This window comes from Streptomyces monticola, assembly GCF_042665355.1.
GTDB classification, from domain to species: Bacteria; Actinomycetota; Actinomycetes; order Streptomycetales; family Streptomycetaceae; genus Streptomyces; species Streptomyces monticola.
In genome coordinates, this window is record NZ_JBHTCF010000007.1 from 309,849 (window position 1) to 336,050 (window position 26,202).

Annotated in this window: 18 protein-coding genes; 11 read left to right on the forward strand and 7 right to left on the reverse strand. The window is 72.5% G+C overall.

Annotation, left to right across the window (positions count from 1 at the left end; translation table 11 throughout):
* The first annotated feature begins 13 nt into the window (after window positions 1–13).
* From ACFQVC_RS19415 to ACFQVC_RS19425, 3 genes are all read left to right on the forward strand, one after another.
* Window positions 14–4,408, forward strand: coding sequence for an HD domain-containing protein (locus tag ACFQVC_RS19415; protein ID WP_381831731.1), 4,395 nt, complete (start codon window positions 14–16; stop codon window positions 4,406–4,408).
* 9 nt (window positions 4,409–4,417) lie between these two features.
* Window positions 4,418–4,765, forward strand: coding sequence for a Pepco domain-containing protein (locus ACFQVC_RS19420; RefSeq protein WP_381831732.1), 348 nt, complete (start codon window positions 4,418–4,420; stop codon window positions 4,763–4,765).
* Between the two features lie 79 nt (window positions 4,766–4,844).
* On the forward strand, window positions 4,845–5,099 hold the full coding sequence (locus ACFQVC_RS19425) for a hypothetical protein (protein WP_381831733.1): 255 nt from the start codon (window positions 4,845–4,847) through the stop codon (window positions 5,097–5,099).
* A 30-nt stretch (window positions 5,100–5,129) separates the two neighbouring features.
* Here ACFQVC_RS19425 and ACFQVC_RS19430 read toward each other — a convergent pair whose 3' ends face one another.
* The gene (locus tag ACFQVC_RS19430) at window positions 5,130–5,795 is read right to left on the reverse strand and encodes a maleylpyruvate isomerase family mycothiol-dependent enzyme (RefSeq protein ID WP_381831734.1); all 666 of its coding nucleotides are present in this window, start codon (window positions 5,793–5,795) and stop codon (window positions 5,130–5,132) included.
* Between the two features lie 48 nt (window positions 5,796–5,843).
* Between ACFQVC_RS19430 and ACFQVC_RS19435 the strand changes: the two genes are divergently transcribed.
* The 3 genes from ACFQVC_RS19435 (at window position 5,844) to ACFQVC_RS19445 (ending at window position 12,930) form a co-directional block, all read left to right on the forward strand.
* Window positions 5,844–6,500, forward strand: coding sequence for an HD domain-containing protein (locus ACFQVC_RS19435; RefSeq protein ID WP_381831735.1), 657 nt, complete (start codon window positions 5,844–5,846; stop codon window positions 6,498–6,500).
* Window positions 6,501–6,610: 110 nt separating this feature from the next.
* Window positions 6,611–11,332, forward strand: a complete 4,722-nt coding sequence (locus tag ACFQVC_RS19440) for an HD domain-containing protein (RefSeq protein WP_381831736.1) — start codon at window positions 6,611–6,613, stop codon at window positions 11,330–11,332.
* A 377-nt stretch (window positions 11,333–11,709) separates the two neighbouring features.
* On the forward strand, window positions 11,710–12,930 hold the full coding sequence (locus ACFQVC_RS19445) for a Cmx/CmrA family chloramphenicol efflux MFS transporter (RefSeq protein ID WP_381831737.1): 1,221 nt from the start codon (window positions 11,710–11,712) through the stop codon (window positions 12,928–12,930).
* Between the two features lie 46 nt (window positions 12,931–12,976).
* Here ACFQVC_RS19445 and ACFQVC_RS19450 read toward each other — a convergent pair whose 3' ends face one another.
* The 4 genes from ACFQVC_RS19450 to ACFQVC_RS19465 all read right to left on the reverse strand — a co-directional run bounded on the left by ACFQVC_RS19450 (window position 12,977) and on the right by ACFQVC_RS19465 (window position 15,707).
* The gene (locus tag ACFQVC_RS19450) at window positions 12,977–13,753 is read right to left on the reverse strand and encodes a trypsin-like serine peptidase (protein WP_381831738.1); all 777 of its coding nucleotides are present in this window, start codon (window positions 13,751–13,753) and stop codon (window positions 12,977–12,979) included.
* 20 nt (window positions 13,754–13,773) lie between these two features.
* On the reverse strand, window positions 13,774–14,964 hold the full coding sequence (locus ACFQVC_RS19455; RefSeq protein WP_381831739.1) for a DUF418 domain-containing protein: 1,191 nt from the start codon (window positions 14,962–14,964) through the stop codon (window positions 13,774–13,776).
* Window positions 14,965–15,066: 102 nt separating this feature from the next.
* Entirely contained in the window at window positions 15,067–15,333 is a 267-nt protein-coding gene (locus ACFQVC_RS19460) for a DUF4031 domain-containing protein (protein ID WP_381831740.1), read from the reverse strand.
* Entirely contained in the window at window positions 15,330–15,707 is a 378-nt protein-coding gene (locus ACFQVC_RS19465; protein ID WP_381831741.1) for a hypothetical protein, read from the reverse strand. Before ACFQVC_RS19465 ends, ACFQVC_RS19460 begins: the two co-directional genes overlap by 4 nt.
* A gap of 104 nt (window positions 15,708–15,811) precedes the next feature.
* Here ACFQVC_RS19465 and ACFQVC_RS19470 point away from each other — a divergent pair, with 104 nt between their 5' ends.
* The 4 genes from ACFQVC_RS19470 to ACFQVC_RS19485 all read left to right on the forward strand — a co-directional run bounded on the left by ACFQVC_RS19470 (window position 15,812) and on the right by ACFQVC_RS19485 (window position 20,918).
* Entirely contained in the window at window positions 15,812–16,732 is a 921-nt protein-coding gene (locus tag ACFQVC_RS19470) for a MurR/RpiR family transcriptional regulator (protein ID WP_381831742.1), read from the forward strand.
* Window positions 16,733–16,880: 148 nt separating this feature from the next.
* A complete protein-coding gene (murQ, locus tag ACFQVC_RS19475; RefSeq protein WP_381831743.1) occupies window positions 16,881–17,843 on the forward strand; it encodes an N-acetylmuramic acid 6-phosphate etherase in 963 nt (320 codons plus the stop codon).
* 70 nt (window positions 17,844–17,913) lie between these two features.
* Entirely contained in the window at window positions 17,914–19,476 is a 1,563-nt protein-coding gene (locus tag ACFQVC_RS19480; protein WP_381831744.1) for a PTS transporter subunit EIIC, read from the forward strand.
* Window positions 19,477–19,676: 200 nt separating this feature from the next.
* Window positions 19,677–20,918, forward strand: coding sequence for an esterase/lipase family protein (locus ACFQVC_RS19485; protein WP_381831745.1), 1,242 nt, complete (start codon window positions 19,677–19,679; stop codon window positions 20,916–20,918).
* A 108-nt stretch (window positions 20,919–21,026) separates the two neighbouring features.
* On the opposite strand, the gene ACFQVC_RS19490 is transcribed toward ACFQVC_RS19485, so the two are convergent.
* Window positions 21,027–22,478: an alanine/glycine:cation symporter family protein gene (locus tag ACFQVC_RS19490; RefSeq protein ID WP_381831746.1), complete on the reverse strand. Its 1,452-nt coding sequence runs from the start codon at window positions 22,476–22,478 to the stop codon at window positions 21,027–21,029.
* A 170-nt stretch (window positions 22,479–22,648) separates the two neighbouring features.
* Window positions 22,649–25,807: a helix-turn-helix domain-containing protein gene (locus ACFQVC_RS19495; RefSeq protein WP_381831747.1), complete on the reverse strand. Its 3,159-nt coding sequence runs from the start codon at window positions 25,805–25,807 to the stop codon at window positions 22,649–22,651.
* Window positions 25,808–25,973: 166 nt separating this feature from the next.
* Between ACFQVC_RS19495 and ACFQVC_RS19500 the strand changes: the two genes are divergently transcribed.
* Window positions 25,974–26,183 carry a hypothetical protein gene (locus ACFQVC_RS19500; RefSeq protein WP_381831748.1) on the forward strand — a complete coding sequence of 70 codons (210 nt, stop codon included), beginning with the start codon at window positions 25,974–25,976 and terminating at the stop codon, window positions 26,181–26,183.
* Window positions 26,184–26,202 lie beyond the last annotated feature (19 nt).

Genomic DNA, 26,202 nt, shown 5'->3' on the forward strand with positions numbered 1-26,202 from the left:
GTACGGCGGGGGCATGGGGGAACCGAGGTACCGGGCGCTGCTCATCGGTGCTGCCGACTACGGCACTCCGGGGATCAGCCCTCTGCCGTTCATTCCGCAGGATCTGGAGCGGATGAGTGCCGCTCTGATCGAGCGCGGCTTCCACGAGGCTGCCGTCGCGCAGTTCCAGCTGGTCACGCCGAACGAAGTGAACGGCGAGGTGACCCGGTTCCTCGGTGAGGCCGAGCGCGGGGACCGGCTGCTCGTCGTGCTGAGCGGCCACGGCGTGCACTCCCGGGGCAAGGACTATCTCGTACCGGAGGACATCCGCGCCGAGCTGCTCACGTTCGCCCGTGGCTGTATCGAGATCGACTGGCGCGAGGAGATCGAGGAGAGCCGCGCCGAGCAGGTCGTGTTCCTCATCGACGCCTGCCGCGAGGGCATCGACCGCGACACCAAGGGCACGGCGGCCTGGTCGAACCGCAAGGCCACCGGTGCGCGGGGCCGCAGAGTGGCGTACGTCTACGCCTGCTCGGCCGCCGAAGTCGCCCGGTTCGTACGCGAGGACGACGCCGTACGGGACGGGCACGCCGTGGGGACGGAACCCCGCGAGACCTTCAGCCTCTTCTCCCGCGCGGTCACGGATCTGCTCGGCGCAGGCGCAGGCGCAGGGAACGGCGGGCCCGTGTCCGGGATGAGGGACTTCCGGACCGCCGTGCAGGGCCGTATCGACGCCCTGCACGCGGCGTACGGAAAACCCGGCAGGGCCCAGCGCATCCGCGTACTCAGCGAGACTCCCGAGGAAGAGTTCGTGGTGCTGCCCCCGGCCGTGCCGGGCCCGGCCGACGCGAGCTCCAACGAACGCACCTGGCACGAGACCGTCATGACGCATCCCGCGTGGCGGCTCACCGCGCCGGAGTTCGCCCCGGCGGTGGAGCGGCTGCGGGAGGTCTGCGGCGACCTCGTGAGCCGGTACGCGCGAACGTGTGACGGCGCTCCCGCCGTACTGGCCGAAGATCCTTGGTACGACGAGGAGTTGGGGCCCCGGACCGCCGCCCGGGTCGGGTTCCTGCTGCGGCGGCTCGTGCCCGGCACCGTGCTCTCGCCGACGGAGGCCGCGCTGCTCGCCGTACTGCCGTACGCGGGCCAGGCGCACTGGGTGCGGCTCGCGGAGGAGTGGCAGCCGAGGGAGCCGGAACTCGACGCGTTCCTGGAGCGGTTCCCGCGCCTCGGCCGCCGGATCCGCAATCTGAGCTGGCAGTCCGAGGCGCTGCGGCAGATCCGCTGGTGGGCGTACCACCGCTGGCTGGCACGGCAGCCCAAGGCGTTCGGCACGGATGACAACGGCGCAGGCGAAGGCGACTGGACGCGGAGCGAGCTGAGCGCGCCCCAGCTGCTTCGCTACCTCAAGGAGCAGCGGTTCTCCCCGGTCTCGGCGCCGGGCACCGCCCGTGGCACGGATCTGGTGGACGCCCGGGATGTGGCTCCCAGTACGGCCGATGAGCACACCGTGCGCGAGCGGCTCGTCGCCGCGCTCCTGAAGGCGGCGCACGCCCTGGCGATCGATCCGGCCGATCTGCCGGAGGTGCTCGCCGAGCACCTCGGCATCTCCGACGCCGTACGGCTCGACGAGCTGCTCACCACGGTGCGCCAGTCCCAGTGGCTGGCCTCGGGCGCCGGACGCACGCTGCGCGCCGTGTGCCAGCACCCGGCCGTACACCTGGCGTTGGCGCAGCACACGGAGGAGGTGGACGGTCTGCTGCGGGAGCTGAACCGGCTCTCGGCGACGGCCGACAGCTCCCTCGCCCCGTTGGCCGACCTGCCCGCGTACGCGCACGCCCAGGACGTACAGCCCGCCTCGGACACTCCGTACAGCCTGCCCACCGGTATCCGGTTCCGTCTCGACGAGGACCGGGTCCGTGAGCTGCTCATGGGTGAACAGCTCTACAAGGACCGGTCGTTGGCGATCCGTGAGCTGTACCAGAACGCGCTGGACGCCTGCCGCTACCGGGAGGCGCGGGTCGAATACCTGGCACGTACGGGCGACCGCGGCGAACGCGACGGCGGCCAGGAGTCCTCCTGGCAGGGCGAGATCACCTTCACGGAGGGGCGGGACGAGGACGGCCGGGCGTATCTGGAGTGCACGGACAACGGCATCGGCATGGGCGTCACGGAGCTGACCCACTCCTTCTCGCAGGGCGGCGCGCGGTTCGTGGACCTGCCGGAGTTCGTCGAGGAGCGCGGGCAGTGGGACGCCCTGGACCCGCCGGTGACGCTCGCCCCGGTCAGCCGCTTCGGCATCGGTGTGCTCTCGTACTTCATGATCGCCGACGAGATCACGGTCTGGACCTGCCGTCTGGACCGCGACGGCCGCCCGGGGCGTCTGCTGAAGGTGACCATCGCCGGCCCCGGGACCCTGTTCCGGGTCGAGGACCTGGGGCAGGGCGAGGAGGCGGGCACGCGGGTACGGCTGCACGCGGCGGCGGACCAGAAGCTGCCGTCCTGCGGTGAGACGCTCGGCAAGCAGCTGATGGTGGCGCCCTACCTGGTGACGGTGCGCGGGACCGGGCGGGAGCGGATCTGGAGGCCGGGCGAACTGCTCATGTACGGGGGCCGTGTTCCGGCACAGCCGTCGCCCGCCAACGAGGTCTGGTGGCTCTCCGACGCCGGCAGGGTGCTGGTGGACGGCCTTTCGACGGACCGGAACTACTCCAGGGCCCGGGTGGACCTGCAGGGGCGCACGGTCAACCTGCACGGCGCCCACGCACAGCTGTCCGTCGACCGCAGGGAGATCATCGAGTACGACCGGGCCGCGGTGCACGACCGCTGCGTCGCGGCCATCGACGACCTGATGGGGCGCCCCGACCTCCTCACACCCGAGTGGCTCCTGCATCTGTACGGCGACGACGGCGAGCTCGCCGACGCGATCCTCTCCCGGGCCATCGAGGGCCGCCTTTCCTGGGACACCCAGCACGGCACGATCGAGGCGGGCCGTACCGGCCTCTTTCCCCCTGATCTGCTCCTGCTGCCCACGACGACGGGCAGCTACGGCACCGGCACGGAGTCCGCGGAGGTCGTGGCGCCGCTGCTGGTGCGCTGTCTGCCCGAGCCGCTCGTCCGGTGGCGGCTACGGGCGCTGCTCGGCCTCGGCACCGAGGCACCGCCCGTCGGGCGGCCCATCGACCTGAAGCTCTTCAGCGTCGACCCGGGCGCCGACGTCAGTTCGTGGACGGTCCAGGCGGAGGATGCCCGGGGCCGCCTCGCACGCGCCCGCACGGTCACCGAGCCGGACGAGTGGGGTCCGCCGCTGCCGGGCGACGAAACGGAGGAGTCCTACGAACTCAACGCCCTGTGGCATCTGTTCCCCTGGCGGCACGCCCACCGGCCGCTGCTCCCCGAAGAGGTCCTCGACACGGCCCACGCCATGACGCTGCCCGTGCGCCAGGTGGCCGAGCGGCTGCGGGCGCTCGGCTACCAGGTGCCCCCGCTGGGCGCTCTGGACCTGGCCGTTCCGGAGGACTTCCCCCTCCTGGCACTGCCCGCGACCTCGCATTACATCGACAACGCCTCGAAATGGCTGCCGTGCGGCGGGTATGTGCACCTGGCTCATCTGCTCGGCTGTCAGGACCCGGTGAAGAGCGCGGAGCGCCTGACCGAGCTCGGCTACCGCCTCCCCGCGGACATCGGGGAACGGGCCAAGGACTGGCCCGAGTTCAACGACGCCCGGCTGGCCCTCGCCCGCCAGCTGATGAACCACGCCGTGACGGTGCCCGCCACCCCAGCCGCGGCGGCGAACATCAGGCTCTACCAGTTGTGGCAAGCGGCAAAGCCTCTGCAGACGAAACCGGACGACCTCTCCCGGGCCCTGACCCGCTGGGGGTTCACCGTCTCGGGCGACCTTCCGGAGGACGCCAGCGGCGAGCCGGAGGTCCGGGTGCCCACCTGGCGCGACGCGTTCCGCGCGGAGCACTACGACCAGCGGCACCCCGAGATCCTGCCCGTGCCCACCTACCCCGGCCGGAGCGACTCCCGGTTCCGGGCGGGCGACCTCACTCCGATCGGCAACGCCTCGGTCACGCATGCCGTGCTGACCCCGGCGGCCCTGCGTACCGCCGCGGAGATCGCCGACCTGCCGGAACGCAGCATCCGGGCCGCCATCAAGGCCGAGCGCGTGGCGGTCCCCGACACCATCGACCCGGGCCTCGACGAGCTGCTCGCCCGCAGCTTCCCCGCCACGGCCACGACCGGCGACCGCATCACCCCCGGCACCCCGATCCGCCTCGCGGAACTCGCTTCGGCGGCGCTCACGCTGCGGCGCACGTTCCGTGAAGTGGCGGCACGGGCAACGGAGTTGGGCTTCGAGCACGAGGCGAGGGACTGGTTCACCGACGCGGCGGACGGGGGCGAGGGCGAGGGCGGGGCCGCCTAGAGTTGGCGCATGACAGAAGCACACGACGCCACTCAGCCGACCCTGCCCAGCCTGCCGTTCTGGGTCAGCGTCGAGGGCGAGGACGCCGAAGAGGGCGACACGATGGGCCTGTTCAGCCGCGACGGCGACGCGGTCCTGCGCCAGGTCCCCCTCGGCCCCCTCCGCAAGAACCTCGCCGACACCGTCGACGCACTCCAGCAGATCTTCGCCGACGCCGAGGCCCGCGGCGGCACACTCCCCCTGGCCGAGGCCCAGCTGAACTTCCAGGTCAGCGCGACCGGCGGCATCCAGCTGATCGGAAGCGGCCAGGTCCAGGGGACACGGGGGCTGACGCTGGTGTTCAAGAAGCCGTCCTGATCAAGAACGGTCAGAGCGACCACTCCGGCACAACCTGGCGTACCGTGAAAATCGGAGCAGGCACCGCAGAGGAGACAGCATGAGCGCGCAACCTGTGGGGCCGCACGCGCCGGACGTCACCTACGAGCAGCTCCGCGACCACCCCCGCATGGGCGTCCCCCTCTACGCGATCATCGACCCCAGGGACGGGACGATCACGGTCCACTCCGGGCCGGACGCGAGCAGCGGCGAGCCCCGCTACGGCAACACCCCGCGCACCTACGAATTCGGCGACACCGTCCAGCTGGGCAAGTGGACGATCGACACGTCCAAGTTCCCCCGGTACGGCTCCTGAGCCAGGCCGATCCCGCGGTTCGGCCGGACCTCAGCCGAACAGGTTCAGCTCCCTCTCCCCCACCCCCGCCAGCTCGTAGCGGGCGCCGATGACCGGGCGGCCCGAGCAGAGGCGCAGCAGGGTCGGGGCGTCGCCGATGTAGCGGGCCGGGGGGTGATCGCCGGACGGGGAGCCCAGGGTGAGGGGTTCGTCGAGGCCGTCCAGGTCCGCGTGCAGGGGGACCCCGTCGAAGTGGCGGGAGCGGGAGACCGGTCCCATGAGGGCCAGGGCGTGCGGGAGGCCGGCGCCCGCGTAGGCGCCCTCCAGGCCCCAGGCCTCGCGTACGTCACCCGCGTGGATCCACTCCCCGAGTGCCACACCGTCCAGCTCCCCGCCGAACCCGGCGATGGCGGGCCCCGCCTCCGCCATACCGCGCTCCAGCTCGTCCACGATCTGCTGGTTGCTCCAGGCCGCGCGCTCGGCGATATCCCGGTCATTGGCCTCCGGCGAGAACACGTCCTTCTCGAAGCGGCCCTCGATGACCCGTATCAGGGCCGCGCCGCAGTGCGCCAGGACATGGCGGACCGTCCAGCCGGGGCAGCACGTGTACACCTCGAAGTCACGGTCGGGACGGGAGCGAAGGAGCGGGATCAGCGCGTCCCGTTCCGTGCGGAGCAGGAGTCCGGGCAGCTCGGGGTCGTGCTTCGTCTCGGTCATGAGGCCGCACGATACGACCCCCTTGCCCGACCTCACTAGGCTCGGTCCATGACCGACCGTGACATCCGGCGTGACGACGATCTGCGCGAGCGGTGGAGGGCCGCCCTCCTCGCCGTGCGGGGGGACGACGGCCCCGACGCCCTGCCGTACGCCGAGAACCTCCTCGGCCGCTGGAGTGAGCCGCAGCGGCGCTATCACACCGCCGACCACCTCACCGCGGTCCTCGACCGGGTCGACGAGCTGGCGGAACACGCCGAGGACGCCGATCTCGTACGGCTCGCCGTCTGGTTCCACGACGCCGTCTACCTGCCCGAGCGGTCGGAGAACGAGGAGCGGTCCGCGCGGCTCGCCGAACGGGCCCTGGCCGAGGCCGGGCTGGGGCGGGAAGAGACCGCGGAAGTGGCCCGTCTCGTGCGGCTCACCGTCACGCACGACCCCGACGACGGCGACCGCAACGGCGAGGTGCTGTGCGACGCCGATCTCGCGATCCTCGCCTCGGGGCCCGACGCGTACGCCGCGTACGCCGCCGCCGTACGCGAGGAGTACGCCTTCGTACCGGACGAGGCGTTCCGCGACGGACGGGCCGGTGTGCTGCGTCAACTTCTCGCCCTGCCCCGGCTGTTCCGTACCCCGCACGGGGCACGGCAGTGGGAGGACCCGGCCCGGCACAACCTCACGACCGAGCTGACCCTCCTCACCCCGTGAACCCGTGAACCCGTGACCTGGTGACCTGGCGTCCTGGAGACCGCGGGATCAACGGCCTCCCCTCGCCATACAGTTGGACCCACACGGCACGCACAGCGGGAGGCGCAGTGGTGGTGCGGCACAAGGCGCTGCTCGTCGGTGCCGCGGCGTACGAGGCCCCGGGGGTCAGCCCGCTGCCGTTCGTACCCAAGGACCTGGAGCGGATGCGGACCGCGCTGCTCGCCCGCGGCTTCCAGCAGGCGCGGGTCGTGGAGGCGCCCTGGGTGACGCCGAACGTCATCAACGGCGAGGTCGTGTCGTTCCTCGCCGCCGCCGGCCCCGGCGACCGCCTCCTCATCGTGCTCAGCGGGCACGGCGTGCACTTCGAGGGCAGGGACTACCTCGTGCCCGAGGACGTCCGCGGCGCCGTCGAGCCGTTCGCCGCCGAGTGCGTCGAGATCGGCTGGCAGAAGGAGCTGGAAGGGACCCGCGCCGAGCAGGTGGTGTTCCTCATCGACGCCTGCCGTGAGGGCATCGAGCGGGACACCAAGGGCGTCGAGGCGTGGGGCCGGCGGAAGGTCGCCGCGGCGCTGCGCCGCAAGGTCGTGTACGTGTACGGGTGTTCACGCGCCCAGGTGGCACGGTTCGTGCGGGCCACGGACCGGGTGCGCGAGGGGCACACTCCCGGCATCGAGCCCGGCGAGTCCTTCAGCCTGTTCTCGCGGGCCGTCACCGACGCCCTCGCCGAACCCGGCAGCACCCTCGCCGACGTCCTCGCGTTCGTACAGCGCCGGATCGACGAACTGCACATCGCCTACGGCAAGCCGGGCCGCGCGCAGTCCGTCCTCACCGTCGCCGAAGAGCCGGGCGGCGCGGCCGGCGAGAGCGGCCGGCTCGCCCTGTTCCCGCCGTCCGCCGACGAGGAGTCCCGCGGCACCCGGCGCCAGACCTGGGCGGACGCCGTGACCGGGCACTACGCCTGGCAGCTCGTCGACCAGTCCGGGTTCCCCGCCGCCGACGAGGTGCGCCAGGACTGCGGCCGGCTCGCCGCCCACCTCGCCACCCTCTACACCGAGGCCGCGCGCACCGTCGACGGCGACCCCTGGCACGACGCCGAACTCGCCGAACGCACCACGGAACGCGCCGACTTCCTGCTGCGCCGCATCGGCGACCAGACGGCGCTGTCCCCGACCGAGGCCGCCCTGATCGCCGTCCTGCCGTTCGCCTCCCAGACCCACTGGACCCGGCAGACGGCCAAGGAAACGGGCACGGAGACGGTCCAACAGGCCTCCCGGCACAGCCTCTTGTCCGGTGAGCGTTTCCAGGAGGTCCTGCAGCGCTTCCCCCGCCTGGAACGGCGGCTGCGCGGCCTCACGGACACCGCGTCCGCCGACGCCATCCGCTGGTGGAGCCTGCACCAGTGGCTGCGGCAGGACCCGGCGGCGTACGTCTGCGATCTGCCCGAACCGGCGGCGGCCGCCACGGGGTTCGCGCCGGGCCTGCCGCCAGGGCCGCCGGGGCCGCCACCGGGACCTCCGCCAGGACTGCGCTGGCTGCGCGAAGAACTCGCCCCCGAGCGGCTGACCCGCTACTTCAAAGAGCAGCGGATCGCCCCGGGCGCCGTGCCCGGCAGCTCGCGCGGCACCGATCTGCAGGACGAACGCCAGGTCGCTTCCAGTACGAAGGACGAGCACGCCGTACGCGAACGCCTGGTCTCCGCCCTGCTCAAAGCAGCCCACGCCCTGGCCGTCGAACCGGCAGCGCTGCCGGAGACCGTGGTGGAGCACCTCGGCATCTCCGACAGCGTCTCCCTGCCGGCCCTGCACCTCACGCTGCGCCGGTCCCGCTGGATCCCGTCCGGCGCGGGCCGCTCACTCGACGCCCTGTGCCAGCATCCGGCGGTCGAGCTGGCCCTCAAGCGCCATGCCGAACTCGTCGACGTACTCCTGCGCGACATCAACAACCACGCCTCGCGTACGGGCAGTTCACTGGCCGTGCTGCGGACCCTGCCGCCCTACGCCAACGGGCACGACGTCCGACCCAGCGGCTCGGCGCCCGCCAACCTGTCCACCGGCATCCGCTTCCGCCTCGACGACGACCGGGTGCAGGAACTCCTCATGGGCGAACAGCTCTATGGAGACCGGGCGCTGGCCATCCGCGAGCTGTACCAGAACGCCCTGGACGCCTGCCGCTACCGCGCCGCCCGCACCGCCTACCTGCTCCGCACCGGCCGCAACCTGGCGCCCTGGGTGGGCCGGATCTCCTTCACCCAGGGCACCGACGACACGGGCCGGGCCTTCCTGGAGTGCGCGGACAACGGCATCGGCATGGGCGTCATGGAGCTGAGCCGGGCCTTCTCACGCGGCGGCTCCCGCTTCGTGGACCTGCCCGAGTACATCGAGGAGGGCGCCCTGTGGTCCGCGCTCGACCCGCCGGTGGTGCTCGACCCGGTGAGCCGGTTCGGCCTCGGCGTCCTGAGCTACTTCATGCTCGCCGACGAACTCACCGTCCACACCTGCCGGTTGGACCGCGAAGGCCGGCCGGGACACCGGCTCAAGGTGACCATCGCGGGCCCCGGCAACCTGTTCCGCGTCGAAGACCTCGGCCCCGGCGCCGAGGCCGGTACGACGGTGCGCCTGCACGCGCCCTCGGGCCTCTCGATGCCCTCCTGCGTCCGCGAACTGGCGGACTATCTGTGGGCCTCGCCGTTCACGGTCGAGGCGGCGGACGAAGCGGTGAGGCAGGTGTGGGAGGCCGGGGAGCTGGCTGTGCGGCCACCGGACCCGCCGACCCCGCCGGCATGGGTCGCACCTCCCCCGACGTCCCGGGACCCCATCGCCCGTCCGACGCCATACGTCTGGTACGCCCACGAAGAGTCCATGACCCCCGGCTACGGCTACGGGCCGAGGCGGCCGGAACTGCCCAGGACGGTGGCGGGCACGGACGGACAGCGCGTGTGGTGGACGAGCGGCAACGGCGCCGTCCTCGTCGACGGCATCGCCGTGGACCAGCGGCTCTTCGGCCGCGCCGTCGACCTGCGCGGGCCCGACCGGGCGAGCCTGTCCGTCGACCGCAAGCGCATCCAGTACACCGACGACCACGCCATCCACGAGCTGAGCCGCGCGGCCGTCCCCGATCTCATCGCCCACCCGGAACTCCTCACCCCCGGCTGGCTGGAGACGCTCCTGGTCGACGACCCCGCGCTCGGCGACGAGATCGCCGTCCAGGCCGCGGGCACCGACTTCAAATGGCGGCCGCCCGGCTGGAGCTTCAGCGCCCGGCACATCGGATTCTTCCCGCCCGACCTGCTGCTCCTCCCCTCGGTCACCGGGAGCTTCCCCAAGGCGCAGGGCCGCCACCGGGAGAGCGCACGGCTGCTGCTTCTCGACGTGCCGGAGCCGGTACTGCGCTGGCGCCTGCGCGTCCTGCACGGACTGCCACCGGCCGAACCGCTCTCCTCGGCCCGCCCCTCCGACATCGCGCTGCTCTCCGCGTCCGGCACGACGCCGACGGGCCAGTGGGCGAGCCAGCTCAGGGAGGCGGCGGAGCGGCACCCCGCCGTCGGCCCGCCCGAGGACGACGTCCCCGAGCCACCGCCACCGCCCCCCTACGGCGCGTACAACAGCTACGGCTATCCCCCGGCCTCCGAGGTGCAGGCACTCGGCTCCTACTTCGCCTGGCTGCCCGCGGACCGCCAGGTCACCATCGATCAACTCCTCGACCGGTCCTGGCACTTGCAGCGGCCGGTCGCCGAGATCGCCGACCGGCTACGGGCCCTCGGCTACCCCGTGGCCGAGCTGGGTCCGCTGGCCGATGCGACGCCCCACGACCTGTTGCTGCTGCGGATCGTCACTCCCACCAGGGCCGGTATGGGCGTGCCTCCGCCCTTCCCGCCGAATCCCGAACGCCGCACCTTCCCGCGCCCGCCCCTGCCCAACGGGGCCTGGCTCACCCCGGGATCGGTGGTGCACCAGGCCCAGCTGCTCGCCCAGGTCCACCCCCAGTCGCAGCCCGAGGCGGCGGCCGCACGCCTTGCCACGCTCGGGTTCCGGCCTCCGGAGCGTGCCCTCGACTGGCCCGAACGCACCGAGCTCGACATGAAGCTGGCCGCGGAACTGATGTGGCACCCGGACGCGACGGTGCACCACGTCGACGACGCGACGGCCATCACGCGCGGGCAGCTGCTCTGCGCTGCGGGACACCTCCAGCTGTCCCCGGCGGAGACGGCCCGACGCCTTGAGGAGGAACTCGGCTTCACCGTGTGGGACCCGGAGCCGCCGCAGGAAGTGCCCGGGCCGCTCGTCACGCTGCTCCAGTTGCCCTGGCTGTTCCTGCCCCGCACTCGTACGCTCCCGGCGGCCCGGTCGGACCCCATGCCCCCGTACGGCAGCGGCCCCATGGAAGCGGTGCAGGTCCCGTGGAGCACCGAAGAGGCCGCCGGCCTGGCCGAACTCGGCTATGTCCTTGAGGGCACGCCCGGTGCCGAGCCCCTGTCCGCGGTGGAGCCGATCTGGCTGCACCCCGCCCAGGTGATCTCCCCGTCCCTGCTCCGTATCGCCGCCGCGCACGCGGGCCGCACGGTCGAGGAGTTCCACGCGGCCCTCGGCACCTCACCCGACGGGGTCGGCCTCCAGCTCCCCCACCTCGACGACCACCCCCTCGACGAACTCCTCATCGCACGTCTCTCCACACCACTCCCCGGCGACCATCCCGACCCCCGGCCAGGCACCGGCCACCACATCCGCCTCGCGGAACTGGCCTCAGCGGCCCTCGCGCTATCCCGCCCGTTCCGCGAGGTAACAGCAGCAGCAAGCCGACTCGGCTTCCGACACGAGGCGGAGGACTGGTTCTGAGGGGGGCGGGGAGGGAGGGGTCTGCGGGGGCGGGTCTGAAGAGGGCGGGTCTGCGGGGCCGCGGCTGAGAGGGCGGGTCTGCGAGGCCGCGGCTGAGAGGGCGGGGCGCGGGGCCGCGGCTGAGAGGGCGGGGCGCGGGGCCGCGGCTGAGAGGGCGGGTCGCGGGGCCGCGGCTGAGGCTCCGGGCCTTTGAGGCCGAGCCCGAGGCGCCGGGCCTGAGAGGACGGGGCCGAGAGACCAAGGCTGAGGAGACGGGCCTGAGAGGACGGGCTGCGGACCGGGTCTGCGGTGTGGGAATTCTTTTGGGGGTGGTGGGAATTCGCCTCCCCTGGAGGGTGTTCGCACCTGATATGCCCGTCCCCGCCACACGCTCCCGTATGCCCATAGCCGTCCACACCCTGGGTCTGGCGGTCTTCGCCCTCGGCACCAGTGAGTTCATGCTCTCCGGGCTCCTGCCGGAGATCGCCGACGACATGAATGTCTCCATCCCGCGCGCGGGCCTGCTGATCTCGGCCTTCGCGATCGGCATGGTGGTGGGCGCACCGCTGCTCGCCGCGGCCACCCTGCGGCTGCCCCGGCGCACCACCCTGATCTCGCTGATCAGCGTCTTCGGCATGGGCCAGATCGCGGGCGCCCTCGCACCGACGTACGAGATCCTCTTCGCCTCGCGCGTGGTGAGCGCGTTCGCCTGTGCCGGGTTCTGGGCGGTCGGCGCGTCCGTAGCCGTCGCCATGGTGGACAAGGGGGCCAGGGCGCGGGCCATGGCGGTGATGATCGGCGGACTGTCGATCGCGAACGTCCTGGGCGTACCCGCGGGCGCGTTCCTCGGCGAGCACTTCGGCTGGCGGTCGGCGTTCTGGGCGGTGGCCGCGGCCTCCGCGGTCGCGCTCGTCGGGGTGGCCACGCTGATCCCCCGGATCCCGGTGCCCACCGAGAGGCCTCAGCTCCGCCAGGAACTGCGGATCTACCGGGACGGACAGGTCTGGGTGCAGATCGCGCTGATCACGCTGGCCGGCGGCGGGGTGTTCTGTGCGTTCAGCTATCTCGCGCCGCTGCTCACGGACGTGGCGGGCCTCGACTCGGCCTGGGTGCCTTCGGTGCTCGGCCTGTTCGGCCTCGGCGCGCTCGTGGGGACGATGGTCGGCGGCCGGATCGCGGACGCCCATCTCTTCGGAGTCATCTTCAGCGGCATCGTCGCGTCCACGGTGTTCCTGACCGTCCTCGGCCTGTTCGCCTCCGTGGCCGCCGTGGCGGTGGCCCTCGCCTTCCTGATCGGCGTCTCGGCGTTCTACACGGCGCCCGCCCTGAACGCCCGGATGTTCAACGTCGCGGGCGCCGCCCCGACCCTCGCGGGCGCCACGGCGACAGCGGCCTTCAACCTCGGCAACACCAGCGGCCCCTGGCTGGGCGGCGTGGTCATCGACGCGGACTTCGGCTACAAGTCCCCCGCGTGGGCGGGCGCGGCCATGACCCTGACGGCCCTGGCCGCGGCGTTCCTGGCGCTGCGGATGCAGAAGGGCCGTTCAGTAACCGTCACGACGAGCGCCCCGAAGGAGCGCGGGGAACTGCGCGCCCAGCCACAACACACCCGCGGGTAAGAAGACGCCGGACCCCGCAGGGGGCGCCGAACCGCCCACGGAGAACTCAGCCCGCCGCGACAGCGGCTTCGTACACCTTCCGCGTCGCGTCGGTGAACAGCACAGCCGTCGACACGTCGTCCGTCTCACCACCGCTGAGTACCGCGATCACCCGCCCCGGCCGCCCCGGCCCCCCGAAGTCCGTGAGGAACGGGCTTCCGCTCGTGCCGGTCCAGAACCCGCCGCACGTGAAGGTGAGCATGAACGGCTCCTCCTCGTCGCGCTCGGTCCGGGTCCGGCAGGAGATCTGCCGGTTGCCGGGGTTGTGCTCGGAGTCGGGGTAGCCGTACACCACGACGTCACGGTCGAAGCCCGAGTCCCACTGGGGCACGGAAGCGCCGACGACGTCCTGGACATCGCGCCCGCGGTCGTCGGGTTCGAGCGTGAGGAACGCGAAGTCGGCCCGGTCGTCGGCCTGGTGCTTCCAGCGGTCGTCGAGGTGGGCGCCCTTGACCCGCCACATTCCGTACGGTGCGTCGCCCTCGCCCGAGCCGCGGAAGCCGGGCGCGAACGCCAGGTCCTGCTCGGTGAGGTCCTCGACCCGGCCGTCCTCGTCGACGTTCATGACGCAGTGCCCCGCGGTCGCGATGACATTGCGCCCGGGGCTGTCCACCACGCTGGCCGTGCACCAGTGCGCGCCGTCGGCGACGAGCACCCCCACCGAGGGCAGCCCGTCGGTGGCGGTGGCCTCGGTCTGCGGCCCGAAGAACCGGGAGCAACCCGTCACGAGGGCGAGGGCACAGAGCGCGGAGCCCAGGGTCAGCCAGCGGGAGCGGTCTCTCATCGGCTCGGCGTATCTCCTCGTCAGGAGCTGGTCGGGGCGGACGGGACGGACGACGGCACGGACCGTACGGTCAGGGCGCGCAGCGCCCACTCCAGCGGGCCGCGCCGCAGCGGCGTCCGCCGCCACACGTACTGCCAGGCGATACAGCCGAGCACGGCCGCGGCGCTGAACCACAGCAGGACGTCCCAGCCGGTCGCGCCGTACGCGAAGAGCGCCAGGGCGAGGGCGTGCAGCACGTAGACCGACAGGGCCATCGTGCCCACGGCGGCGAACGGCCGCAGCACACGCGCGGCGAGCGGGGCACGGGCGAAGGCCACGGCGAGTCCGATGAGGGCCGCGCCGACTCCCGCGTTGCCCAGGGTTTCCAGGGGTGTCTGGCTGTACGGGCCGGCCACGGCGAGCCAGGTCCACGAGGAGCTGGGGATGGCGCCGAACTGGGAGTCGAGCACGGCCTTGACGGGGTCGGCGTGATCCAGGGCCCAGGCGTGCTCGCGGGCGACGGCCGCGTGCAGCTCGGCGCGGCCGCCCCACTTCTCGACGATCAGCCAGGAGAGGCCGTAGCCGGCGACCGCGGCGGCCGTGCCCCAGGCCGCGAGCAGCCGCCCCGCGCTCGGCCTGCGCAGATCGGCGAGCCGCCCGAGTACCAGGCCGACCAGGACGTACGGGAAGTAGGTGAGCAGCGGATAGGCGCCGGACAGGAACAGCTTGTCCAGGAACTCCCCGAGCCCCCACCAGCTGGTGAGGTCGCCGGGCTGCGGGGTGCCGCCGCGGCCGCCGGTGCGGTAGCCGTGGACGGAGCCGATGACGTACGAGAGCAGCGGTCCGAGGACGACACTCGCCGTGGCGACGGCGGCGAGAGTCCGGGTGCGCAGGCGCAGGAAGGGTTCGGCGGCCAGGAAGTACGCCGCGTAGAAGACCAGGATGACCAGGATCCCGGGGGTCAGCGCGGCCAGGACCAGGCCGAGCGCGGCGAGGATCGCGCAGCGGACCAGGGTGGGGCGCAGCTGTGGCTGCGGCTGTCTCGCCCTGGCCAGGGCGAGTGAGAAACCGGCGATCAGGGTGAACACCGCGGGGGCCCGGCCGTCGGCGGCGATCAGCAGCCAGCCGGGGCCGCCGGGCTCCGGGGGCGGTCCCACGTGCACGGCGAACATCCCGAGCACGGCGATTCCGCGCGCCGCGTCGAGTCCGGTGAGCCGGTCGTTCCCTGCCATGTAGAGCTAGAGGGAAATTCACCGGCAAAGGTTGCTATTCGGTCACGGTGTCCGGCCCGGGCGGCCAGAGGTGTGACCGTCAGCTCACGCCGGGCGCCGAACTCACGCCGGCCGGCCCTTGGGCCTCCGCAACCCCGACTCCGTGAGCAGCCTGACCACCTCGCGCGAGGACACCTCGACCGCACCGGCCCGCACCGCGTCCGCGTACCGGTGCGACGGCACGTCGTAGTGATCGCGCTCGAAGGCGCGGCGCGGACAGCCGACCCGCTCGGCGAAGGCGTGCAGCTCGTCGAAGGAGACATCGCTCACCAGGTGGGACCAGAGGCGCCCGTGCCCGGCCCAGGTCGGCGGGTCGATATAGACGGTCACCGGGGGACCGTGCCCAGGGACCCCACCGCCGCGACGACCACGCCCGCCTTGCCGCACACCCAGTGCGGGTCGGCGCCCAACTCCGGCTCCACGTCCAGGGCATGGGGGTCGCCGGAGCCGCAGGCGGGGCACAGCGGCCAGCGGCCGTACCGCTCCAGGAGCGCGTCCTGTACGTCCTGGGCGACCAGGCCCGCGACGAACTCGACACCTTCCGGCCACTGCTCGACCCACCAGCGGCGGTGCACGACCGAGTCCTCGACGAGCGAGACGACATCGGCTTCGGCGACCGCCCCGGCGACGAGGTCGGCGAGCACGAGCGCGCGCGCCGCGTGCAGTGCCTGTTCCAGGGGGCTCGTGGGGTCCGGGGCATCCATGGGTCCATTGTGCGCCCGGTCCGCGCGCGGGACGAAAGTCCCGGATCCGCCGGTGACCTATGGGCTCTTGACGACATAAGGAAGGGGAAAATATCTTTCAGAATGTGAGCAACCAAGTGAAGGAAATTTTCAGCGGCGATGCCCCGCCGGCCCCCGCGGCCCTCGCCGCGAAGGTCCGCACCCTCGCCCCTTCCATGACCCGCTCGATGCAGCGGGTCGCCGAAGCCGTGGCCGGTGACCCGGCCGGCTGCGCGGCCCTGACGGTCACCGGACTCGCCGAGCTCACCGGCACCAGCGAAGCCACCGTCGTACGCACCGCCCGTCTCCTCGGCTACCCCGGGTACCGGGATCTGCGTCTCGCGCTCGCCGGCCTCGCCGCCCAGCAGCAGTCGGGCCGCGCCCCGGCCGTCACCGCGGACATCGCGGTCGACGACCCGATCGCCGATGTCGTCGCCAAGCTCGCCTACGACGAGCAGCAGACCCTCGCCGACACCGCCGCGGGCCTCGACACCACCCAGCTCGGCGCCGCCGTGTCCGCCCTGGCCGGCGCCCGCCGGATCGATATCTACGGCGTCGGCGCCTCCGCCCTCGTCGGCCAGGACCTGGCGCAGAAGCTGCTGCGTATCGGCCTGATGGTGCACGCGATGGGCGACCCGCACCTGGCCGTCACCAACGCCGTGCAGCTGCGCGCCAAGGACGTGGCCATCGCGATCACCCACTCCGGCTCCACCGGCGACGTCATAGAGCCGCTGCGGGTGGCCTTCGAGCGCGGTGCGACCACCATCGCGATCACCGGCCGCCCGGACGGCCCGGTCTCGCAGTACGCCGACCACATACTGACCACCTCGACCGCCCGCGAGAGCGAGCTGCGCCCGGCCGCCATGTCCTCGCGCACCTCCCAACTCCTCGTCGTGGACTGCCTGTTCGTGGGAGTCGCACAGCGGACCTACGAGACCGCGGCGCCCGCACTCGCCGCGTCCTACGAGGCGCTCGCCCACCGCCACAGCCCCCGCAGCACCCGGTAGCAGCACCCGGTAGCAGTCCCCGGAAACAGCTCCCGTACAGCCCGCAGCACGCGGGAGCAGCCCTCGTACAACCCCGATACGCACCACCCGACAAGCGCGGCGCCGCCACGTCCGCACCCGCCCCGCACACGAAAGAGCCGTCACCCTCATGTCCTCCAGCGACTCCGCCACCTACGACAACTACGGCGCGCTGCGCGCCCAGCTGGCCACCCTCACCACGGAGGCGTTCCGGCCCGAGCTCGCGGAGATCGACCGGCTCTCCACCCTGGAGATCGCGCGGACGATGAACGGCGAGGACGCCACCGTCCCGACCGCCGTCGCCGCGCAGCTGCCGCAGATCGCCGCCGCCATCGACGCCACCGCGGAGCGCATGGCCCGCGGCGGCCGGCTCATCTACGCGGGCGCCGGCACCGCGGGCCGGCTGGGCGTCCTGGACGCCAGCGAGTGCCCGCCCACCTTCAACACCGACCCGAGCGAGGTCGTCGGCCTGATCGCGGGCGGCCCGTCCGCCATGGTCACCGCCGTCGAGGGCGCCGAGGACTCCAAGGACCTGGCCCGCGAGGACCTGGTGAACCTGGGCCTGACCGCCGATGACACGGTGGTCGGCATCTCCGCCTCAGGCCGCACCCCGTACGCCATCGGCGCGGTCGAACACGCCCGCTCCGGAGGCGCGTTGACGATCGGTCTGTCCTGCAACGCGGACTCGGCCCTCGCGGCCGCCGCCGAGCACGGCATCGAGGTCGTCGTCGGCCCCGAACTGCTCACCGGGTCCACCCGGCTGAAGGCGGGCACGGCCCAGAAGCTGGTCCTCAACATGCTCTCGACCATCACGATGATCCGGCTCGGCAAGACCTACGGAAATCTGATGGTGGACGTACGCGCCTCCAACGAGAAGCTGCGGGCCCGCTCCCGGCGCATCGTCGCCCTGGCCACCGACGCCCCGGACGACACCATCGAGACCGCCCTGACCGCCGCGGACGGCGAGGTGAAGACGGCGATCCTGATGATCCTCGCGGGCGTCGACGCCACCACCGCCGACGATCTCCTCACCGGCTCGCACGGCCATCTCCGCGCCGCCCTGACCGCCGCCCCCGAGCGCACCACCCCCTGACCCGCGGGCCGTCACGGCACCCCGGCCGTCACGGCACCCCCCCCACCCCCAGCACAGCAAGGCCCGCACCATGAGCACCGAGACTCCTGCTTCTCGGGGGGCGACCCCCGAACCCCCGAAGAACCGCGCCACTGCCGCCGCGATCCTGCCCCTCGTAGGCGGCGCGTCCAACATCACTTCCGTCGCCCACTGCATGACCAGGCTCCGGCTCGGCGTGCGGGACCGCTCCCTCGTCCAGGACGAGGCCCTCAAGGCGCTGCCCGCCGTGATGGGCGTCGTCGAGGACGAGACGTACCAGATCGTGCTGGGCCCCGGCACGGTCGCCCGGGTCACCCCGGAGTTTGAGCAGCTCGTGGAAGAAGGGCGCGCGGCCGCGCCGGAACCCGCCGCGGACCACGGGACCGCCCCCGAGCACGCGCTGACGGCCGATGAACTGGCGGCGCAGGGCGCGGCGATCAAGGCGGCCCGGAAGGCGAAGAACCAGACGCCGTTCAAGCTCTTCCTGCGCAAGATCGCCAATATCTTCGTGCCGCTGATCCCGGCCCTGATCGGCTGCGGCATCATCGCGGGCCTCAACGGCCTCCTTGTGAACCTCGGCTGGCTGCCCTCGGTGACCCCGGCGCTCGCCGCCATCGCCTCCGGCTTCATGGCCCTGATCGCGGTGTTCGTCGGCTTCAACACGGCCAAGGAGTTCGGCGGTACGCCGATCCTGGGCGGCGCGGTCGCGGCGATCATCGTGTACGCGGGCGTGGCGAACATCGAGGTGTTCGGGCAGAAGCTCTCCCCGGGCCAGGGCGGCGTCCTCGGCGCGCTCGGCGCCGCGGTCCTCGCCTCGTACATCGAGAAGTGGTGCCGCAAGTGGGTCCCGGAGTCCCTGGACGTCCTGGTCACCCCGACCCTGACGGTACTGATCTCCGGCCTGGTCACGATCTTCGGCCTGATGTTCGTGGCGGGCGAAGTCTCCACCGCCATCGGTGACTTCGCGAACTGGCTGCTCGCCAGCGGCGGCGCCGGCGCGGGCTTCGTACTCGGCGGGCTCTTCCTGCCCCTGGTGATGCTCGGCCTGCACCAGGCCCTGATCCCGATCCACACCACCCTGATCGAGCAGCAGGGCTACACGGTGCTGCTGCCGATCCTGGCGATGGCGGGCGCGGGCCAGGTCGGCGCGGCCATCGCGGTCTTCTTCCGCCTGCGCCGCAACGTCTCCATCCGCCGCACCATCAAGTCGGCGCTGCCCGCGGGCTTTCTGGGCGTCGGCGAGCCGCTGATCTACGGTGTCTCGCTGCCCCTCGGCCGCCCGTTCATCACGGCCTGTGTGGGCGGCGCGTTCGGCGGCGGCTTCGTCGGGCTCTTCAACATGCTGGGCGACTCGGTCGGTTCGACGGCCATCGGCCCGTCCGGCTGGGCGCTCTTCCCGCTCCTCGACGGCAACAAGGGCCTCGGCGCCACCATCGCGATCTACGCGGGCGGCCTCCTCGTGGGCTATCTGGTCGGCTTCTTCGCGACGTACTTCTTCGGTTTCAGCAAGCAGATGCTGACCGAGTTCAACGTGGACACGGAGGCGGATTCCGTACCGGTCGCCGCCGGGTCCCCGGCCCAGGACCGGGCCAAGGAACCGGCGACGGTGAGCTGAAGTCCCCTGCCCCGCACGGCACTCGCGGAACAACCAGAAACGGACACCCACCCGCCGTCCTGAACCCACCGGACGTGTCAGCGGATTGAAGGGGGCGCCTTCCGGCGCCCCCTTCTTGTCTCCAGGATGACCCCCACCGACGGCAACACCGGACCACCACCTGTCCGGCACCTGCCCGGCACAACTGGAGGAGACCGTTCATGCCCGAGTCAGAGCCCAATGAACAGCAGATCTCCGCAGCCCTGAAGGCAGACAAGCCCATCGTCATCGCCCCCTTCCCGGGCGAGACCCCCTCGCAGATCCCGCCGTCGCCGCACGACGTATGGGACCTGCCGGGCGGCACCGCCTGGGTCTACTACGGCGAGGGGAACCACGCCCTGACCCGCCCGGTGATCCTCGCCGACGGCTTCAACACGGGGCCCAGCGACATCAACCTGTCCTGGGAGTACCTCGACTGGCGCGACTACGCCTTCCTCAGCCAGCTCCGCGCCCGCGGCCGTGACGTCATCATTCTCGGCTTCCGGGAGCGCAGCGCCTCGATCCTGGAGAACGCCGAGGCGGCCCAGGCGGCCATCATGCGGGCCTGCGCCGAGCGCGTGGGCGACCACCGGCTCGCCGTCGGCGGCTTCAGCATGGGCGGCCTCGTCACGCGCTACGCCCTGGCGCGTCTGGAGACACAGCGCATGGACCACCAGACGGGCCTGTACTTCTCCTACGACAGCCCGCACCGCGGCGCCTGGATCCCGATCGCCCTGCAGGCCTTCGCGCACTACATCCGCGCCCTCGACCCCCGCTTCTCCGCCCAGATCAACAGCCCCGCGTCCCGTCAGCTGCTCTGCCAGCACATCACGGAGTGGGGCGACCAGCACGAGGTCAGCAAGGAACGCACCGAATTCCTCGCGGAGCTGGCCCGCGTCGGCGACTGGCCCCGTATCCCCCGGATCATCGGCGTCGCGAACGGCATGGGCGACGGTCAGAGCAACGGCATCGACGCGGGCACCGTCGCCGTCCAGGGCAAGGGCCTGTCCGTCACCGGCACCAAGCTCCTCGCACAGCCCGAAGGGGCCGGACAGCAACTGGCCGCCCAGCTCCGGGTGATCACCCTGCAGAAGCCGGAGATCCACACCACCGGCCTGCCCGCGATGGACAGCGCCCCCGGCGGCACCCTCGAAGGCTTCGGCATCCTCGCCGACAGCCTCAACAAGTACCTCCTGCTCGGCCTCGGCACCGAGGCCCCGGTCCGCCGCCACTGCTTCGTCCCGACGGTCAGCGCGGTCGCCATCCGTGACGTCGACACCCACGAGAACCTCTACGCGGACATCAACTCCCTGAGCCCGGAGGAGTCCGAACTCGACGAGTTCATGGTCGCGACGACGGGCAACGAGGAACACACGAAGATGACCGAGGAACTCTGCACCTGGATCATGGACCGGCTGCCGTAGCCCGGCTCGTAGCCCCGGCTCGTAGCCCCACCGCACGGCCCCGCCCCGCACCGCACACGTGAGGGCGGCCCCGCTCCCCCGGAGGCCGCCCTCATCCGCGTACGCGACTTACACCCGTACGTCCTCGCGCGGCGCCACCGGCCGGGGAGCGTCCCAGCACTGCACGCCGCGCAGGCCCGGCATCCGGTCCTTCGTGAAGACCGGGTCGAGGCCGGCCCGGCGCTGCTGGAGGTAGTCGTCGAGGAGGCGGAAGGCGATCGCGGACAGGGGCAGGATCGCGACCAGGTTCACCAGGGCCATGAAGCCCATGAACACATCGGCCAGGTTCCACACGATGCTCACGGAGCCGAGCGCGCCGAGGAAGACGGTGACGAGGACCAGGGCGCGGTAGCCGGGCAGCACCCAGCGCTTGCGCGTCATGAACTGGATGTTGGACTCGCCGTAGTAGTAGTTACCGACCATGGAACTGAAGGCCAGCATGAAGACCACGACCGTCAGGACATGACCCGCCCAGCCGCCGAGCGAGGCGGTCAGGGTGTCCTGGGTGAGGTCGGCGCCCTGCCGGCCGGCCAGCGTCGGGTTGGCCGTCAGGATGATGAAGGCCGTCATCGAGCAGACCAGCAGCGTGTCGAAGAAGACCCCGAGCGACTGCACCAGGCCCTGCTTCACGGGGTGCGAGACCTCGGCCGCCGCACCGGCGTTGGGCGCGGAGCCCAGACCGGCCTCGTTGGAGAACATGCCGCGCCTGATGCCCTGCTGGATGGCCGCGCCGATACCGCCCGCGGCCAGCTCACGGAAGCCGAAGGCACCGCCGACGATATCGGCGAGCACCCGGGGGACATCCCCGATGTTGAGCAGCACGACGGCCGCCCCGAGCAGCAGATAGATCACGGCCATGACCGGTACGAGCACGGTCGTCACGGAGCTGATCCGCTTCACTCCGCCGAACACCGCGAGCCCGAGCAGCGCCGCGAGCAGCAGCCCGACGGCCGGGGCGAACCACTCGGCCTCACCGGCGGCCATGGAGCCGGTGGCGACGGCGGTGATGGTGTTGGACTGCACCGCGTTGAAGACGAATCCGAAGGTCACGGTGATGGTGACGGCGAAGAGCACGCCGAGCCAGCGCTTCCCGAGGGCGCGCTGCATGTAGTACGCGGGCCCGCCCCGGTAGGTCCCCTTTCCGTCCCGGACCTTGTACAGCTGCGCGAGCGCGGACTCCACGAAGGCGGACGCGGCGCCGATGACGGCCATCACCCACATCCAGAACACGGCCCCCGCGCCGCCCAGGGTGATCGCGGTGGCCACACCGGCGATATTGCCGGTGCCCACGCGCGCGGCGGCGGAGATCGTGAACGCCCCGAAGGACGACACCTGCTTGCGCCCGTCACGCCCCGGCGCGGCCTTGTCCCGTACGACCCGCAGCATCTCCGGGAAGAGCCGCAGCTGCACGGCCCCGGACCGCACGGTGAAATACAGGCCCGCGCCCACGACGAGGGGGATCAGCAGATACGTCCAGAAGTGATCGTTGATCTGGACGATCACGGAGTCGAGAGTGCTCACGGGCGTAGGTCCTCAGGACAGCCGGGCGGATGGCCGGGCGGGCGAGTCGGTCGGCTCGGCTCTGAGCCCACGAAAGTCTCACCCGGGACCAAAGGCACACAACAGGGACCAAGGTCCCGGCTCCTGGGGTCGGGGAAGTGGCGCCGGTCACCCCTCCGGGCGCCGCACCGTCAGAAGTCCCGCCACGACCACGGCTCCGCCCGCGATCCGTCCGGGTCCAGGCCGTACACCTCGTCCGGGCCGCGGGGCGCACGCACCGGCTCGGCCGCGAGGCGGCTCGTCAGCGCTTCGGCGGCCGCCGTGAGACCGGCCCCGCGCAGCAGATCGAGCAGCCCGGCCGAGCCGTCGGCGTCGACCCGGGTGACCCGGGGGAGACAGGCCAGGGCCACCCGGCCCGCCGCGTCGTTCTCCCCCGCCTCGACCAGTTCCTCCACGAAGAACCGCAGCGCGTACTGGTCCGTGAGCTCCTGCGCGCAGGCCCGCTGGACGACATGCTCGACCCAGGTGTCCGCGTCCGCGTCCCGCAGGTGCCGCAGCAGCCGCGCGCAGGTGTCCCGGTAGGCGAGATGCGCCCCGGTGGCACTGCGCCGCGCGAGCCGCTCGACCAGATCGGCCCGGCCGAGCCCCTTCAACTCGTCGAAGAGAAAGCCGAGTTCGCGCACCTCGTCGACGGACACCTGCTCCACGGCGCGCTCGGCGAGCTCCCCGGCGGCCGCGGAGCGTCCGGCCTTCACCAGATGACCGAGGAGGTAGGAGACGAACTCGGGACTGTCAAGGCGCACCTGGCCAAGGGCGCGGTCCAACAGCCGCTCCTGCAGCGCCACTTCACCCAGCGATTCCAGACACCACAGGAAAAGGGTGAGCCCCTGAACCCCCGTGCAGGCCACGCGCGCCACCGGGTCCCGGGCGAACAGATCCCGCACACACCCCTCAAGGCCGGCGTCGAGCAACTCGTCGACCAGGTACACGACGTGCTCGGGATCGCTCAAGTCGACCTGCGGCACGGCCCGTTCGGCCAGTTCACGGGCGGGCGCGGCCAGGCCGAAGCGGCGCAGCTCCCCGAGCAGCGCCGCGACCGCGGACGCGTCCGTCACCTCGGCGGCGCCCGCACACCGGCCGCCGAGCCACAGCGCCGCCCCGGTCTCCCCGCACTCCACCAGCTGCTCCAGGACCGCGAGTACGCCGTCCTCGTCCGTCACATCGACATCCGCGGCCGCCCGCTCCGCCACCGCCGTGAGCTCCGCCGCCCGGTTCCCCGCCACCCGAAGCGCCCACAGCAGGGCGGCGGCCAGCTCCCAGGAGCCCAGGTCGGCACCGGGCAGCACCCGGCCCGCGAACCGGACGGCCATCTCGTCGCGGCCGCAGGCGAGGAGCCCGGCAAGCAGCCGGCCCGCGGTCCCGGGCCCCGGAATCCGCACCCGCGCCACCGGATCACGGTCGAGCAGCACCCCCTCCTGGCCGATCCGCCGCAGATCGGCCAGGAGCTCGGCAACCTGCTCGGCAGAGCCCAAGTCGGCCTGCGCCACGGCCCGTTGAGCAAACAGAGCCACGGCATCCGGCGCTTCGAGCCCATGCAGACTCCACAGCAGATGCCGTACGTGATGCCGATCGCCCAGCCCGACATGCCCGGCCACCCACAACAACACGTCATCGCCGCCCCGGCCCGCGCCTGCACCATCGCGCTCCCCGTCCCGGCGGCCCCTGGGGAGGGCGAGGATCAGGGCCTCCCAGGCCGCGGGGTGGCCGGCCAGGACCGCTCGGCGCAGCAGGGCCACGGAACGCTTGCGGAACCGGTGTTGCTGCGCCCGCATCGCCAGTACGTAGAGGCCGTGGGCGTCCACCGTGTGCTCTTCGAGCGCCCACCACAGCGCCGGGTGCGGGCGGCGGTACTCGAGGCCGGACCGCAGCGACTGCTCCAGGTAGTCGGCCGGCTCGTAGGCCGGCTCGCCGCCCGCCGTCGCGCGCACCGCCACCAGTGGCGTCAGGGCGCGCCGGATGTCGGTGCGCCGGCCGTCCGGGCGCTCGCCGGTGGTGAGGGAACGCAGCGCGGTCGCGGCCCAGTCCGGGTCGGCGGGCCGATGGTGCGCGGCGAGCATCCCGTCGGCGGCCTGGGCCAGGAGCCCGCCCGGCAGGGGCGCGTAGTGGCCGAGGGCCCGCGCCGTCACCGCGGCGTCGACGAGCGCGTGCTCGGCCGGCGTGAAGTGGCCGCCGGGACCGGTGCGGAAGGCCGCGAGCAGGGCGGGCCCGCCGCTCAGGTGCTGCACGGCCCGCCCGTCCCCGGCACCGGCACCGGCCGCGTCGGCGAGCCGCCGGTCGCCGGTGTCGGCGGCGAGGCGCCGCAACTCCTCCAGCTGCGGCCCCGACAGCCTCCCGGGAACGGCCACCCGGCGCGTGGCGGGCGACTCCAGGAGCGCCCTGACCTGGCTGTGGGGATCGCCCGGCGTGCCGGGGCGCACCAGGTCCTCCCAGTACGGGTCGGTCCACAGCGTTCCCACCGCGACGATCCCGGTGCGCGTCAGAAGCAGCCGCCGCAGCGCCGCCGCGGCCTCCTCGGACCTGGCGCCGTAGCAGAACCGCTGGGCTTCGTTGAGCCACAGCACGGCGGTGTCGTCCACGCGCCCCGCGCACAACAGCTCGTGCAGACCGGCGTCGTCCATGGGCCGCAGCAGCCGTCTGCCGGGGGCGAGCGCGCACAACGCCTCGTACAGCGCACGGGTCTTGCCGGTCGAGGAGTCCCCGGTGACGATCGCGAGGACGGAGCCGCGCCCCGCGAGCGCGGGCCCGAGATGGGCCCGCAGCTCGTCGTCGTGCGGCCGGCGCAGATACGGGGTGAGGAAGGGGACGTCACCGGGGGCGTCGCAGGGGGCCTCACCGGAGCCGTTTCCGGGCAGGGCAGGCAGCGCGGCCTGATGCACCTCAAGGAGCGCCGCCCCGACCTCGGCGACCGAACCGTCCGTCGAGCCGTCCGCCGGGCCGCCGTCCGCGGGGCGGTCGTCCGGGGGGCGGTCGCCGGCCCGGTCCCAGAGCTCCTTCAGCCGGCCGACACCCACGGCGTCCACTCCCACGGCCCTGGCCACGGCGTGCACGGTGCGCCAACTCGGCCTGGGATGACGGTCGTTGAAGGCATTGCTCGTCGTGGTCCGGCTGATCCCGGTGCGCGCCACGACCATGTTGACGGTGAGGCCCGCGCGCCCGAGCCGGTCCCTCAGCTCCTTGCGCAGCAGCGCGAGCGCCGCGGCCCCGGCGTCGTCCGCCGAGGCGTCAGCGGCCGAGGCGTCAGCGGCCGAGGCGTCGTCGGCCGAGGCTTCGTCGCCCGTCTTTCCCCGCACGCCGCTCCCCCGCCGCGTCCGATTCGATGTGCGGCGCTGTGCATTCTCGTACGGCCGCACCTCCCCGGACAGCCGAACCCGCACAGTCCTCCCATCGGTACGGAGGTACGGAGCCCTCGTATCGGCGCTCGAAACATCCCGTTCCCCGTCCGCGTGGAGGAGCCCCGTGTCCCCGTACGAAACCGCCGTACTCGCCCTCGTCGCCCTCGCCGTGGCGGTGATCCTGGCCCTGCTCGTCGCCGCGGTGGCGGCGTTCCTGGCCCGCGCCGACGGGGCATCGGCGGGCGCCGCGCTGAGGTCGGCGGGGGTGGCGTTCGCCGCCACGCTCACGCTCATCGCCCTGGTCACGGGAACGGTCACAGCGGTGCGCGGCTGAGGGCAACGCGAAGGGCGGC